Here is a 14,468-nt window from a genome sequence, read left to right on the forward strand (position 1 = left end):
TGGGTGGGGGTGGGGTGGGGTCCGGGCCGGTGTGGGATCCGCCCGAGACGTATGTGCTCCGCAAGGAGGATCGGGTGGTGTTGGCTGCGACTCGGCGGGGGTTGGCGGAGTTGTTGGGGCGGCGGGGGCGGGGGGCGGGGTAAGGGGTGCGGGGGTGTGGGCGGGGAGGGTTTCGCCCCCGCCGCCCTTACCCGTTCCCCTCCACAGAAGGGGCTTCGCCCCTTCGACCCCACCAGGGGCTCCGCCCCTGGACCCCGGCGGGGGCTACGCCCCCTGCGCCCCCAGGGCGGTTCGCGCCGCCGCTCCCGGCAGAGCACCAGCGGGGGCTTCGCCCCCCGCACCCCCGGGCCAGGCGCGGCCCCGTCCGCCAGCCGCCCCGGCGGGGGCTACGCCCCCCGCACCCCCACGGTGGTCCGCGCCGCCGCTCCCGGCACGGCACCAGCGGGGGCTACGCCCCCTGCGCCCCGGGGTGGTCGCTCCGGCGCAGCCCGTGATGCGTGGGGCGGGGCTCAGTTGTGGGGGCTGAGGTTGTTCGTTGCGAAGGTCAGTTCCTTGTGGACTTGTTTGATGCGTTCTTCGATGACCAGGGAGCCGTGGCCAGCGTCGTAGCAGTAGACCTCGTGGGGGGCCGCTCGGGAGGCGAGGCGTTTGACGTAGTTGTCGATCTGGCGGATGGGGCAGCGGGGGTCGTTGACGCCGGCCGAGATGTAGACCGGGGCCTTGACCTGGTCGACGTAGGTGAGCGGGGAGGACGCCTCGAAGCGTTCGGGGACTTCCTCGGGGGTGCCGCCCAGCAGGGTGCGGTCCAGGGCCTTCAGGGCCTCCATCTCGTCGTGGTAGGCCGTGACGTAGTCCGCGACCGGGACCGCGGCGATGCCCAGCGCCCACGCGTCGGGCTGGACGCCGAGGCCGAGCAGGGTGAGGTAGCCGCCCCAGGAGCCGCCGGTGAGGATCAGGCGCTCGGGGTCCGCGAGGCCCGAGGTGATCGCCCACTCGCGGACCGCCGCGATGTCCTCCAGCTCGATCAGACCCACCCGGTGCTTGAGCGCGTCCGTCCATTCGCGGCCGTAGCCGGTGGAGCCGCGGTAGTTGACGCGGACCACCGCGTAGCCGTGGTCGACCCAGGCGGCCGGGCCCGCGGCGAAGGCGTCGCTGTCGTGCCAGGTCGGGCCGCCGTGGATGTCGAAGACGGTCGGCAGCGGGCCGGTGGCGCCCGCCGGCTTCTGGACCAGGGCGTGGACGCGGCCGCCGGGGCCCTCCACCCACACGTCGTGCACCGGGACCGAGGCGGGGCACTTCATGCCGGGCGGGTCCAGGACCACGCCGCCGTTCGTCGAGCGGACCGCCGGCGGTTCGGCGGCCGAGGACCACAGGTACTCCACGCTGCCGTCCGGGCGGGCCGTCGCCCCGGACACCGTGCCCGGCGGGGTGTCGATCCGGGTGAGCGCGCGGGTCGCCGGGTCGTAGCGGAACAGCTCGCTGCGGGCCTCGAAGCTGTGCACGACGAGCAGCCCGGAGCCGTCCGGGTACCACTCGGCGCTGACGTCGCCGGGCAGCTCCAGCGCGAGGTCGCTCTCCTCGCCCGTCACCACGTCCCACACCAGCGGCTCCCAGCGGCCGCGCCGCTGGTGGCCGACGAGCAGCCGGGTGTCCCCGGTGACCGGGGCGAAGCCCAGCGCCTCCAGGCCCAGCTCGACCGTCCCGCCCTTGGTGTCGTCCAGCTCGGCCACCGTCGTGCCGTCCGGGCGCAGCACGCGCAGCGCGGAGTGCATCGCGTCGCCGTGCTCGGTGTGCTCGACGGCGATCAGCGTGCCGTCGTGGGACAGGTCGCCGACGCCCGCCGACTCGCGGTGGCGGTAGATCTCCACCGGCTCCGCGTCCGCGCCCACGTGCGCGAGGTGCAAGGTGGTGCCGTCCTCGTCCGTGGAGCGGCCCACCACCGCCGTCCGGCCGTCGCGGCCCAGGACCAGGCCCGCCGGGTAGGACGGGTCGAGGCCCGGCACGGCCGGTTCGTCCGGGCCGCCGGCGAAGGGCTGGCGGCGCCAGACGCCGAACTCGTCGCCGTCCTTGTCGTCGAACCACCAGATCCACTCGCCGTCCGGGGAGAGCACGCCGTCCGTCGTGCCGTTCGGACGGTCCGTGACCTGGCGTTGGCCGCCGGTGGCCCGGTCCCACGCGTACAGCTCGTACGTCCCGGTCGCGTTGGACACGAACAGGGAGCGCTCCGGCGCGTCCTCGGCCCAGTCGGGCAGCGACACCCGCGGCGCCCGGAAACGCTTCTCCCAGTCCGGCATGTCCTCGATCGGTCCCCGCGGACTCGGCCGGTCCACCGGGCCGGTCCCATTGCTCTCAGTCATGGCCCCATAGTGCCTGGCCGGGCCGGCGACGCGCCGCCCCGCTCCCCAACCTGTGGACAACCGGCCAACCGGCCGCTGCCCGAGCGAGCCGCCTGTGGAAAACCGGGCCGGTCCCGGGCCGGCTGTGGAAAACTCCGACCCCGCGGCCGGGGCGGGTCCCGCGGGGCCGTACCGTGGGGGGCGTGTACCGGTTTCTGCTGACGCCCCGCTGGTGGGGCATCAACGTCTTCGCGCTGCTGGCCATCCCCTTCTGCGTGTTCATGGGGTCCTGGCAGCTGAGCCGGTTCGACGCGCGGGTGGACGAGCACCGGACCGCGACGAAGCAGGCCGCCTCGTACCGGACGGAGGCGCCGCGTCCGCTGGACGGGCTGCTGCCCGTCGACAAGCGGACCTCCGGCATGCAGACCACCGCGACCGGCCGGTACGGCCGGCAGCTGCTGGTGCCCGGCCGCGAGCTGGACGGAAAGTCCGGCTTCTACGTGCTGACGCTGCTGCGGACCGGTTCCGGCAAGGCGCTGCCCGTCGTGCGCGGCTGGCTGCCGGGGCCGGCGGACGCGGCGAAGGCGCCGGTCCCGCCCACCGGCGAGGTCACGGTCACCGGTGCGTTGCAGGCCTCCGAGACGCCCGGTGACAACGGCGTCAGCGCCCAGGGCGGGCTGCCGGCCGGGCAGACCGGCGCGATCAGCGCGGCCTCGCTCGTCAACCTGGTGCCGGACCGGGTGTACGACGCGTGGGTGACGCTCAACACGGCGGACTCCGGGATGAAGGCGGTGCCGGCGAAGGCGCCGGAGGGGTCGGGGCTCGACCTGAAGGCGTTCCAGAACCTCGGTTACACCGGTGAGTGGTTCGTCTTCGCCGGGTTCGTGGTCTTCATGTGGTTCCGGTTGGTGCGCCGTGAGGTGGAGGCCGCGCGGGACGCCGAGCTGGGGCTCGTCCCCGAGGAGCAGTCCCCCGCCGTCGTCGTCTGAGGCGGCCCCCGCCGTCACCGTCAGAAGCGCTCTTCCCCGCCGTCGTCCTCCGAGGCGATCGTGGGCTACGGGGCCGGCAGCACTCCGGTGCGGTAGACCGTGCCGGCGCAGGCGTCAGGGACCGTGGCCGCGGCCGTGGCCGAGCCGCCCTCCGGGGTGTGGGAGACCACGACGCCGCCCGTGTCCTGGCCGGCGTTCCCGGCGGCGAGCTGGGGGGCGGCGCCGGAGTCCGGGCCGGTGCTCGTGCCGTCCGTCGCGCCTTCGCCCTGGGTGGGCGACGGGTCGGGCGAGGGCGCGCCGGTCTCGGTGCCGCCGGAGCCGGTGCCGCCGCCGCTTGCGCCGCCGGGGCAGGTCTGGGAGGGCACCCAGGCGAACTTCACCTCGTACGCCCCGCCCGGTGCGAGGACCAGTCCGGGGGCCTCCGTGGCGGGGTCCGGCAGCCCGGTCGCCGGGTCGCCCGCGGTGTGCTGGACGACCTGGATCTTCGTGGCGTCGGCCGCGCCCTTGGCGAGCGCCGTCACCGCGCCGGAGCCGCCGACGGTACAGCTGCCGTCGGAGACGTTGGTGACGTGGAAGGTGCCGTAGACGACGCCGGCCGAGTCGGGGGCGCCGGCCGCGCCGGTGGCGGAGCCGAGCTGGGTGGCCGTGCACACGGGGGCGCCGGTGCCCGCGGACGCCGACGGGTCGGCCGTGCCCGCGGTGGCGCCGGCGCCGGGCGCGGTGCTCCGGTCGTGCGTGGGGTCGTTCTTCTTGCCGTCGGCGCCCGGGTCCCGGGTCCTGCCGTCGGCGCCGCCCGCGGTGCTCGACGCGCCGGCCTTGTTCTTGCCCGGGCCGGTGCCGCCCTGGGCCTGCGACGCCTGGCCCGCGATGGCCGGGTCGGCGTCGGAGCCGGTGGTGTGGGAGACGTGCAGCAGGGCGGGGACGGCGGTGCCGAGGAACAGGGCGGCGGCGGCCATGCCGACCACGGCCTGCCGCTTGCGGGCCCGCCGCGCCGGGACCGCGCGCCGCAGACGGTCCAGCGTGCCGTCGCGCGGCTCGACGTCCTCGACCGCCCGGTGCAGCATCCTGCGCAGTTCCAGCTCGTCCGAGTCGAACCCCTCGGGGCCCTGTTCGGCGGGGCTGTTCTTCACGGTTCCGTTCCCAGCGTGCGTCGGCGTGTTCGGTTGCTCCGGCCGCGTCGGCTCGTGCCACGCGTACGGTTCGTGGCGGTCGTGCGAGTCGCGCCCCTCGGCGTTCTCCCTCATGTCCGCGCCCCCATGGCGACCCGGAGCGCCGCGATGCCGCGCGAGCCGTACGCCTTGACCGAGCCGAGCGATATGCCGAGGGTCTCGGCGACCTGGGCCTCGGTCATGTCCGCGAAGTAGCGCAGCACCAGCACCTCGCGCTGGCGGCGCTGGAGGCCCTTCATCGCCTGGATCAGGGAGTCGCGCTCCAGCTGGTCGTAGGCGCCCTCCTCGGCGCTGGCCATGTCCGGCATCGGCTTGGACAGCAGCTTGAGGCCGAGGATGCGGCGGCGCAGCGCCGAGCGCGAGAGGTTGACGACCGTCTGGCGCAGGTAGGCGAGCGTCTTCTCGGGTTCGCGTACGCGTCTGCGGGCGGAGTGGACGCGGATGAACGCCTCCTGCACGACGTCCTCGCAGGAGGCGGTGTCGTCCAGGAGCAGCGCGGCCAGGCCGAGCAGCGAGCGGTAGTGGGCGCGGTAGGTCTCGGTGAGGTGGTCGACGGTGGTGCCGGCCGCCGCGGTCTCCTCGGCGGCGCCGTCACGCTGACTGGGTATGCGGGCGGGCCGCGCTGCGGGCATGGGGGCGATCACCGGCATGCCGCCGGGCGGACCCGGCATGCGGGGCATGCGCGGCCCGAGCGGCGTGCGGAGCGGGCGCGGGGCGGCGCCGCCGGCCGCCGCCGGGGACACTCCCGGCTCGAAGAGCCTGGGGGACAAGTCGAGTACCTCTGCCACGCCAGTTGGACACGCGCACCCCCTCGGGGGTTGTACGTGCCGGGTGTCACTTTCGCGCCGGGCGGCGCGGCCGGCCACGTCCCCGCGCCGGGCGGCACCTCGGACGGCGCCCCACATGCCCTCATGCGTCCCGCTCTTCCCCTGTGTCGTTGACTGACAGGGGCGCCCCGCGCCCCTCGGCGTCCCCAGGCCCCCGGAGGGCGACCGCAAAGACGCTCCCCGCCGTCCGCGTGGTTGCGGAGGGCGGGGGAGAAAATCTTCGGACGCCGAGGCAGCACGGTTCAAGTGGTGTTAACCATTGGCCAGACCACACGCTCTTACGAAGATCCTACAAAGGAACCGGCCGTTGGCCAGGGGTTTCCGGCCACGGCCGGCGCCCGGCGGACGACGGGTCAGGCCCGTCCCGCCGCCAGGGATTCCGCCGCCAGGAGTTCCGCGAGCTGGGCGGTGTTCAGGGCCGCGCCCTTGCGGAGGTTGTCGCCGCTGAGGAAGAGCTCCAGGGCGGTGGGGTCGTCCAGGGCGCGGCGTACCCGGCCCACCCAGGTCGGGTCGGTGCCCACCACGTCCGCCGGGGTGGGGAACTCGCCCGCGGCCGGGTCGTCGCACAGCACCACGCCGGGGGCGGTGGCGAGGATCTCGCGGGCGCGGTCCACCGTCACCTCGTCCTCGAAACGGGCGTGCACGGTGAGCGAGTGGGCGGTGATCACGGGGACGCGTACGCAGGTGACCGCGACGGGCAGCCGGGGCAGCCCGAGGACCTTGCGGGTCTCCTCGCGCACGTCCATCTCCTGCGAGGACCAGCCGTCCTCGCGCGGCGTGCCGGCCCACGGCACCACGTTCAGCGCGACCGGGTCCGTGAAGGGGCCGGTGGCGTCCCCGACCGCCCGGCGCACGTCGCCGGGCGCGGTGCCCAGCTCGGTGCCGGCGACCAGGGACAGCTGCCGGCGCAGTGTCTCCACGCCCGCCCGGCCCGCGCCGCTCACCGCCTGGTACGAGGAGACGACCAGTTCGCGCAGGCCGAACTCGGCGTGCAGCGCGCCGAGCGCCACGATCATGGTGAGCGTGGTGCAGCCGGGCCCGGCGACGATCCCGCGCGGGCGGCGGCGCAGCGCGTGCGCGTTGACCTCGGGCACCACGAGCGGCACCTCGGGATCCGCGCGGAAGGCGCCGGAGCCGTCCACGACGACCGCGCCCTGGGCCGCCGCGACGGGCGCCCAGCGGGCGGCGACCTCGTCGGGGACGGCGAACAGGGCGATGTCCACCCCGGCCAGGGCCTCGTCGGTGAGCGCGACGACCTCGACCTGCTCGCCGCGCACGGCCAGCTTGCGGCCGGCCGAGCGCGGGGAGGCGATCAGCCGGATCTCGCCCCAGACGTCCGCGCGCTGGGACAGGATCCGGAGCAGGACCGTGCCGACGGTCCCGGTCGCTCCCACGACCGCGAGCGTCGGTCGGACGGTCATCGCGGCCCGCACCCGCGCCGGACGGTCATCGCCCGGTGCCGCCGTAGACGACGGCCTCGTCGCTCTCGGAGTCGAGCCCGAAGGCGGTGTGCACGGCGCGGACGGCCTCCGTCACGTCGTCCTTGCGGGTGACCACCGAGATGCGGATCTCGGAGGTCGAGATCAGCTCGATGTTCACGCCCGCGTCGGACAGCGCCGTGAAGAAGTCGGCCGTGACGCCCGGGTTGGTCTTCATGCCCGCGCCGACCAGCGAGATCTTGCCGATCTGGTCGTCGTAGCGCAGGGAGTCGAAGCCGATGCCGGATCGGTTCTTCTCCAGCGCGTCGATGGCCTTGCGGCCCTCGGCCTTGGGCAGCGTGAAGGAGATGTCCGTCAGGCCGGTGGCGGCGGCGGAGACGTTCTGCACGACCATGTCGATGTTGATCTCGGCATCGGCGATGGTGCGGAAGATGGAGGCGGCCTCGCCCGGCTTGTCGGGCACGCCGACGACCGTGATCTTGGCCTCGGAGGTGTCGTGCGCGACACCGGAGATGATGGCCTGCTCCACCTGCTTGTCCCCTTGCTCGATCGGCTCGCTGCTGACCCAGGTGCCCTGAAGTCCGCTGAAGGACGAGCGCACGTGGATCGGGATGTTGTACCGCCGGGCGTACTCCACGCAGCGGTGGAGCAGCACCTTGGACCCGGACGCGGCCAGTTCGAGCATGTCCTCGAACGAGATCCAGTCGATCTTCCGGGCCTTCTTCACCACCCGCGGGTCGGCGGTGAACACGCCGTCCACGTCGGTGTAGATCTCGCACACCTCGGCGTCGAGGGCGGCGGCGAGCGCCACGGCGGTGGTGTCGCTGCCACCGCGGCCGAGCGTGGTGATGTCCTTCTTGTCCTGGCTGACGCCCTGGAAACCGGCGACGATGGCGATGTTGCCCTCGTCCAGCGCGGTCCGGATCCGGCCCGGCGTGACGTCGATGATCCGGGCCTTGTTGTGCACCGAGTCGGTGATCACGCCCGCCTGGCTGCCGGTGAAGGACTGGGCCTCGTGACCCAGGTTTTTGATCGCCATGGCCAGCAGCGCCATGGAGATCCGCTCTCCGGCGGTCAGCAGCATGTCGAACTCACGCCCGGCAGGCATCGGGGATACCTGTTCGGCGAGATCGATCAGCTCGTCCGTCGTGTCGCCCATCGCGGAGACCACGACAACCACCTGGTTGCCGTTCTTCTTGGCTTCCACGATCCGCTTGGCGACGCGCTTGATGCCCTCGGCATCGGCTACGGAGGAGCCTCCGTACTTCTGCACGACAAGGCCCACGTGCGCTCCTCGCTCAGTCCGTGTGTATCGCAGCTACGCATCTGCGCGTGCGGTCGGCTCAGTCTATCGAGCGTCCGAAATCGCCCCTTCGCGATGTCGCATCGTGAGATGCCGGACGTCCGATCACCAGGACGGCTCCTGCCCACGGGGCGGTACGTCACTCGGAACGTGGGCGGGGTCACAGCGCGCGGGAGCGCGGCGGACGCCTCACGACGCGCCGTGCAGCCCCAGCGGTCCGGCGATCTCCTCGGCCATCACCTGGCCGGCCTCGAACTCCAGCGTCTCGTCGCCCATGCCCTGGTCGGTGTCCAGGCCGTCCAGCTCCGCCAGGGGCTGGTTGAGGCGGACGTGGGCGACCAGGGACTGGAGCGCGCGCAGCGCCGCGGAGGCGGTGCCGCCCCAGTTGGAGAAGTAGGAGAACTGCCACCACCACAGGGCCTCGGTGGTGCGGCCGGCGCGGTAGTGGACCATGCCGTGGCGCAGGTCGGCGACCACGTCGGCGAGGTCGTCGGAGATCCGGGCGGGCACCGGGGCGCGGCGCGGCTCGTAGGGGTCGAAGACCTCGGAGTAGACGTCGATCGGCTCCAGCAGGCGGGCCAGGTTCTCGCGCAGGACGTCCACGTCCTGCTCGGGTCCGGGATCGGGCTCGTAGCGCTCGTCGGGGAGGATGTCCTCGTGCGCGCCGAGCCGGCCGCCGGCCAGCAGCAGCTGGGAGACCTCCAGCAGCAGGAAGGGCACCGCCGAGTCGGGCTCGTCGCCCTTGGCGACCTCCGTGACGGCGACCAGGAAGCTCTCGACCTGGTCGGCGATCTGGACGGCGAAGTCGTCCGGGTTCCGGCCGGTCGCGTGCAGCGTGGCGTCAGACATCTAGGAGTCGTCTCCCCTCGAAGGCGCGGCCGAGGGTGACCTCGTCCGCGTACTCCAGGTCGCCGCCCACCGGGAGGCCGCTGGCCAGGCGGGTGACCTTCAGGCCCATGGGCTTGATCATGCGGGCGAGGTACGTCGCGGTGGCCTCGCCCTCCAGGTTCGGGTCCGTGGCCAGGATCAGCTCGGTGACCGTGCCGTCCGCCAGCCGCGCCAGCAGCTCACGGATGCGCAGGTCGTCCGGGCCGACGCCCTCGATGGGGCTGATCGCGCCGCCGAGCACGTGGTAGCGGCCGCGGAACTCGCGGGTGCGCTCGACGGCGACGACGTCCTTGGGCTCCTCCACGACGCAGATGACGGCCGGGTCGCGGCGGCTGTCGCGGCAGATGCCGCACAGCTCCTCCTGCGCCACGTTGCCGCACACCGCGCAGAAGCGGACCTTCGCCTTCACCTCCGTCAGGGCCTGGGCGAGCCGGCGCACGTCCGTCGGCTCCGCCTGGAGGATGTGGAAGGCGATCCGCTGCGCGCTCTTGGGACCGACGCCGGGCAGCCGCCCCAGCTCGTCGATGAGGTCCTGGACCACGCCTTCGTACACCGGGTCGCCGTCCTTCCTGTGGGTCGCTTCGGGGCTCTGGTTCGGTGCTCGGTTCGGTGCTCGTTCGTACGGTAGTGGCCCGCGGGCGGCCTAGAAAGGCAGCCCGGGGATGCCGCTGCCGCCGCCGAGGCCCTGGGCCAGCGGGCCGAGCTTCTGCTGCTGGAGCGTCTGGGCGTTCTCGTTGGCCGCCTGGACCGCGGCGACGACCAGGTCGGCCAGCGTCTCGGTGTCTTCCGGATCGACCGCCTTCGGGTCGATCTTCAGGGCGCGCAGCTCGCCGGCGCCGGTGACGGTGGCCCGCACCAGGCCGCCGCCCGCCTGCCCGTCGACCTCGGTCCGCGCCAGTTCCTCCTGGGCCCGCGCCAGGTCCTGCTGCATCTTCTGGGCCTGCTGGAGCAGCTGCTGCATGTTGGGCTGGCCACCACCGGGAATCACGATCGGCTCCTGCTTTCGTACGGCGTCCGCGCGGGGACGGTCTGGGAGATTCCCCGCTGGCACGAGCCTACGTGGTCCCGGCGGGCCGTGCCCCACCACTCTTTCGAGTGACATACCCGTGCGTCGTCCCCCATGATGCGGCCCTCTTTGGGGCGGAAAAGGCGTCCTTCCCGGCCGACGGCCGTCCGGCGGAGGGTAGGAAGGGGTCCGGCACGGCGGTGCGCGGCGCAGCGGCGCGTGCCGGCGACACGGTCCGTGATCAGTAGGGAGTGCCGGGTGGGTCAGCCGGAGATGCAGCCCGAGCGTCCGCCTCGGGACGGGCGGGGGGACGGGGCGGCCGGGCCGGGACCGGGCGACCTGACCGGCCGGCCGTTCCCGCTGGGCGACTGGGGCGAGCCCGCGCAGCGGCTGGACGACCTGTACCGGTGGGTGGAGCGGGGCGCGTTGCAGACCGCGTCCTGGTACCTGGCCGAACGGGTGTGGAAGCGGCGGGGCGCGCGGGCGCTGCGGTGCGGGGCCGCGGCGGGGGCGGTGGCCGGGGCGGCGCTGCCGCTGCTGGACCTGGCCGGGGTGCTGGACGGCGCGGCGCGCTGGGGGTACCTGGCGCTGCTGGTGTCGGTGGCCTGCGTCGGGGTGGACCGGTACTTCGGGGTGACCTCGGGGTGGATGCGGGACGTGGCGACCGCGCAGGCGGTGCAGCGGCGATTGCAGCTGCTCCAGTTCGAGTGGGCCTCGGAGAACGTGCGGGAGGTGCTGGGCCCCACCGAGGGCACCGCCGGGGAGGCCGCCGAGCGGTGTCTCGGGGTGCTGCGGCGGTTCTCGGAGGACGTGACCGACCTGGTGCGCACGGAGACGGCGGACTGGATGGTGGAGTTCCGGGTCGGCGCGGCGCCGATGGGCCTGGCGTCGTCCCTGGCGGGCGCCGGCCGGCCGGAGCTGGGGGGCGCGCAGGGCCGGCTCGCGCTGCCGCCGGCGGGCACCCGCCCGAACATGCCCCGGCAGCGCCCGCCGGAGCCGAGGTGAACGCACGTCGGCCGGGGTGAGCGCCCCCGGCCGCGGTCACGCGCCGGTGTGCGCTCAGGCGCAGAGCTTGAGGCCCTCCGGGGTCCAGCACGGCACGTGGCCGTGGGTGCGGACCACGTCCTGGCCGTCGCCGCGGGTGAGATAGGTGAGGAAGGCGGAGGCCAGCGAGTCGGCGGGCGGGCTGCCGTAGGTGTAGGCATACTCGATCTCCCGGTACGGGTACGCGCTCGTGCCGTGTTCGAGCGCGTCCACCGAGGCCGGCTCGCCGTCCAGATCGAGGCGGTGGACGCCCTTCGCGGCAGCCGCCAGGTTCAGCTCGCTGTACCCGATCGCGCCCTTCGTCCCGGCCACCTGCGCCAGCACCTGGTCGGTGGAGTCGAGTTCGCAGCGCACCACGGGGGCCGTGACGTCGTCCTTGTGGACGCAGTCCACCGAGGAGGCGGCGATCTCGCCGCGCCCGCCCAGCACCCGCCGCTGGAACACCTGCCGGGTGCCGGAGCCGGAGTCCCGGCCGACCAGGACGACCGGCAGCGCGGGGCCGCCCAGCTGCCGCCAGTTCGTGATCTGGCCCAGGAAGAGCCGCCGTACGTCGCCGGTGGACAGGTTCCTCAGGGGTACGGCGTCGTTGACCACCAGGGCGAACACGGAGACCGCCACCCGGTTCTCGCGCAGCTGGGGCAGGCCGCCCGGCTTGGGGCCGTCCGACAGGGCGACGACGGCCGGGGAGCCCTTCCCGGCCCGGGCGCCGGCCGCGGCGAGGTCGCGGATGCCGGCCGCCGAGCCGTGCGGGTCGACGGTGATCGTCACGCCCGCGCAGTCGTGCGCGTACTTGCCCGCCGCCTCGCGCAGCACGGGCGCGAAGGCGGTCGAGCCGGTGAGGGTGAGCGTGCCCCGCTCGCAGCCCACGGGCGGCGGGTCGTCGTCGCGGACGACGACGATCGCGGCCAGCGTCACCACGCACACCGTCAGCAGGATCGTGATCGTCCGGGCGGCCCGGCTGAACAGGGGCGGCTTGTCGTCGGGCGTGGCGCTGCGGTTGGGGTGCACCTCGCCGTCGCGCAGTCCGCCGGTCAGCCGTATCCCGTAGCCGACGTCCCCGCCGGAGAGCAGGACCAGCAGCTTGAAGTGGTCGCCGCGGTTGAGCGGGACGCGCGGGATGCGCAGCCGGTTGCCCTCGTAGCCGAAGCCGCGCTCGGCGGTGAAGTGGTCCCTCAGGTGGTCGGCGTCGGTCGGCTGGGTGACCGACGCCCCGCGGACGGTGCGGTCGGCGAAGACGGCGGTCAGGCCGTGGCGTTCGGGGCCGGTGTAGTCGTCGCGGGTGATGCCCTGCGAGCCGTCGTTCTCGATGCGCAGCAGCACCAGCGTGGCGTCCGCCATGCCCGGGGTCTCTTCGAACAGACCGAGCCGGCTGCCGGCCCGGCCCGAGCGGACGTCGTCGCCGATCGGGCTGTCCATCTGCACCCGGTACCCAACACGTTTGCGGCGCGGCACCCGGCGCTCGTACCAGAGCATCAGGCCGGAGGCGGCGATGCCGAGCACCGCCGTTCCCACGGCCACGACGTTCTCCGCACTCAGCCACTCCATCTGGGTGCCCCCGCCCCTCCGGTCCCCCTGGCCGGATCGTGGGGGCCACCGTACGTCCGTGCGGACGGGCCGTCCGGTGCCGCACGGTGAAATGCGGGGGAAGTTCAACCGACGCGTGTTTTACGGGAACTGATGCGGTGTCACTCCTTGGTGTACGTCACTTCGTCACCGGATGAGAGGTTGGTGCGGCGCAGGCCGCCGTCCGGAAGGAGGGTGACCTCGCTGGCCGCGCCCGGAGCGCAGGACGTGCTGTCCCCGCCGGCCGTCACGGTGGACGGACCGATCTTCAACGGGCCCTGCTCGGTCGGCGGTTGGGTGAGCTGGGCCTCGAAGACGCAGTGGTAGGAGTCGCCCTCCTGGCCGGTGCCGTCGGCGACGAGCCGGAGCACGGTGTCGCCGACCTCGCCCTGACTGATCGTGAGCCGGCGGGGGTTGGGGCCGTACCGGTTCTCGACGCTGCCGAGCCAGGTGCCGAGGTAGCCGGACGGGACGACGCCGTCCGCCGGGGAGGACGGGTCGGGGGACGGGGTCGCCGGGTGCGAGCCGTCGGCGGCGTCGGAGCCCTCGGAGCCTCGGGAGTCGTCCGTCGCGGTCGGCGAGGGGTGGGGGCCGCCGGTCTTCGCGTCACCGGCCCCGTCCCGCATCAGGGCGTACACGGAACCGCCCGCGCCGAGCGCGACGACCAGGGCTACGGCTATGAGCGCCGCCGTGGCCCGGCCGTTGCCGCGGCGCGGCGGCGGGTACGGCGGCGGCACGGCGCCCGGCCCGCAGGGCGGGACGGGGCCGGCGGGGGCGTACCCGGAGGGAATGCCCAGGGGGGCGGCGGGAGGGTTCGCGGGCGCGGGAGGCGTGACCGGGGGCGCGGGAGGTGTGACCGGGGGCGCGGGGAGCAAGGCCGTACCGGACGGGCCGGCCGTCTCCACCGGATGCTCCGTGTCCAGCAGCCGTACCGCGTGGCGGCCCAGTTGGGCGACCAGGGCGCTCGGCAGCCACGGGTCGCGGAGGCGGCCGTCGGACACCGTGTCCCGCGCGCCCGTGCGGCCGATGATCTCCGCGAGGCCGGGCCGGGCGGCCGGGTCCTTGCGCAGGCAGGCGCGGACCAGGTCGGCGAGGCCCTCGGGCAGCGCGGCGAGGTCGGGCTCGCCCTCCGCGATGCGGTACATCAGCACGTGCGCCCCGCTGTCCGCGCCGCCGAAGGGCAGGGCGCCGGTCGCCGCGTAGGCGAGCACCGAGCCGAGGCAGAAGACGTCGCACGCGGGGCCGACCCGGTCGCCGCGCACCTGCTCGGGGGCCATGAAGCCGGGCGAGCCGATCAGCGCGCCAGTGCGGGTGAGCCCGCCGTCCGCGACGCTCTCCAGCGCCCGCGCGATGCCGAAGTCGATGACCCGCGGGCCGTCGAGGGTGACCAGCACGTTGGAGGGCTTGAGGTCGCGGTGGACCAGCCCGGCCGCGTGGATGTCCTGGAGCGCGGCGGCGAGTCCGGCCGCCAGGACCCGCACCGAGCGTTCGGGCAGCGCGCCGTGGTCGTGGCCGACGACCTGCTGGAGGCTGGGCCCGGCGACGTAACCGGTGGCCACCCACGGCACCTCGGCCTCGGTGTCCGCGTCCAGCACGGGCGCCGTCCAGTGCCCGCCGACGCGCCGCGCGGCCCGCACCTCCTGGCGGAACCGCGCCCGGAACTCCTCGCGCCGCTCCGGCTCGCACCGCACCAGCTTCACCGCGACGGTGCGCCCCCGGTCCGAGCGGGCCAGGTACACCTGCCCCATCCCGCCGGACCCGAGCCGCGCCAGCAGCCGGTACGCCCCGATCCGCCGCGGATCGTCCGCCCTCAGCTCCTCCATGGCGACCACGCCTCCCCCGACATCCCCCGCACCGCCCCCGTGCGACGGACCGAGAATAGTGCGGCGGAGCGGAGCGGGGGC

The 14,468-nt window shown here is 74.3% G+C and carries 12 protein-coding genes; 2 read left to right on the top strand and 10 right to left on the bottom strand.

The window, feature by feature from the left end:
• Positions 1 to 509 precede the first annotated feature (509 nt).
• The gene (locus ABEB07_RS14805) at positions 510 to 2,357 is read right to left on the bottom strand and encodes a S9 family peptidase (protein ID WP_345668733.1); all 1,848 of its coding nucleotides are present in this window, start codon (positions 2,355 to 2,357) and stop codon (positions 510 to 512) included.
• 182 nt (positions 2,358 to 2,539) lie between these two features.
• On the opposite strand from ABEB07_RS14805, the gene ABEB07_RS14810 reads away from it, so the two are divergent.
• On the top strand, positions 2,540 to 3,325 hold the full coding sequence (locus tag ABEB07_RS14810) for an SURF1 family protein (RefSeq protein ID WP_176149885.1): 786 nt from the start codon (positions 2,540 to 2,542) through the stop codon (positions 3,323 to 3,325).
• A 65-nt stretch (positions 3,326 to 3,390) separates the two neighbouring features.
• On the opposite strand, the gene ABEB07_RS14815 is transcribed toward ABEB07_RS14810, so the two are convergent.
• From ABEB07_RS14815 to ABEB07_RS14845, 7 genes are all read right to left on the bottom strand, one after another.
• Complete coding sequence (locus tag ABEB07_RS14815; protein ID WP_425589004.1) at positions 3,391 to 4,569, bottom strand: hypothetical protein; 1,179 nt, start codon at positions 4,567 to 4,569, stop codon at positions 3,391 to 3,393.
• On the bottom strand, positions 4,566 to 5,165 hold the full coding sequence (locus ABEB07_RS14820) for a SigE family RNA polymerase sigma factor (RefSeq protein WP_164582818.1): 600 nt from the start codon (positions 5,163 to 5,165) through the stop codon (positions 4,566 to 4,568). Before ABEB07_RS14820 ends, ABEB07_RS14815 begins: the two co-directional genes overlap by 4 nt.
• Positions 5,166 to 5,674: 509 nt before the next feature.
• Entirely contained in the window at positions 5,675 to 6,742 is a 1,068-nt protein-coding gene (locus ABEB07_RS14825) for an aspartate-semialdehyde dehydrogenase (RefSeq protein WP_345668736.1), read from the bottom strand.
• 25 nt (positions 6,743 to 6,767) lie between these two features.
• A complete protein-coding gene (locus ABEB07_RS14830) occupies positions 6,768 to 8,045 on the bottom strand; it encodes an aspartate kinase (protein ID WP_164585635.1) in 1,278 nt (425 codons plus the stop codon).
• Between the two features lie 207 nt (positions 8,046 to 8,252).
• Positions 8,253 to 8,912, bottom strand: coding sequence for a DUF5063 domain-containing protein (locus ABEB07_RS14835; protein ID WP_164585636.1), 660 nt, complete (start codon positions 8,910 to 8,912; stop codon positions 8,253 to 8,255).
• Entirely contained in the window at positions 8,905 to 9,504 is a 600-nt protein-coding gene (recR, locus tag ABEB07_RS14840) for a recombination mediator RecR (protein ID WP_164585637.1), read from the bottom strand. The genes ABEB07_RS14835 and recR overlap by 8 nt, the downstream gene beginning before the upstream one ends.
• Before the next feature lie 90 nt (positions 9,505 to 9,594).
• Positions 9,595 to 9,939, bottom strand: a complete 345-nt coding sequence (locus ABEB07_RS14845) for a YbaB/EbfC family nucleoid-associated protein (protein ID WP_164585638.1) — start codon at positions 9,937 to 9,939, stop codon at positions 9,595 to 9,597.
• A gap of 276 nt (positions 9,940 to 10,215) precedes the next feature.
• Between ABEB07_RS14845 and ABEB07_RS14850 the strand changes: the two genes are divergently transcribed.
• Positions 10,216 to 10,962 carry an SLATT domain-containing protein gene (locus ABEB07_RS14850; RefSeq protein ID WP_176149881.1) on the top strand — a complete coding sequence of 249 codons (747 nt, stop codon included), beginning with the start codon at positions 10,216 to 10,218 and terminating at the stop codon, positions 10,960 to 10,962.
• 54 nt (positions 10,963 to 11,016) lie between these two features.
• Here ABEB07_RS14850 and ABEB07_RS14855 read toward each other — a convergent pair whose 3' ends face one another.
• Positions 11,017 to 12,546, bottom strand: coding sequence for a substrate-binding domain-containing protein (locus ABEB07_RS14855; protein WP_345668737.1), 1,530 nt, complete (start codon positions 12,544 to 12,546; stop codon positions 11,017 to 11,019).
• Between the two features lie 140 nt (positions 12,547 to 12,686).
• Positions 12,687 to 14,387 (bottom strand): serine/threonine-protein kinase, encoded by a 1,701-nt coding sequence (locus tag ABEB07_RS14860; RefSeq protein ID WP_345668738.1) that lies wholly within the window; start codon positions 14,385 to 14,387, stop codon positions 12,687 to 12,689.
• Between the last annotated feature and the right edge of the window lie 81 nt (positions 14,388 to 14,468).

The sequence above is a fragment of the Streptomyces similanensis genome (assembly GCF_039543625.1).
GTDB classification, from domain to species: Bacteria; Actinomycetota; Actinomycetes; order Streptomycetales; family Streptomycetaceae; genus Streptomyces; species Streptomyces similanensis.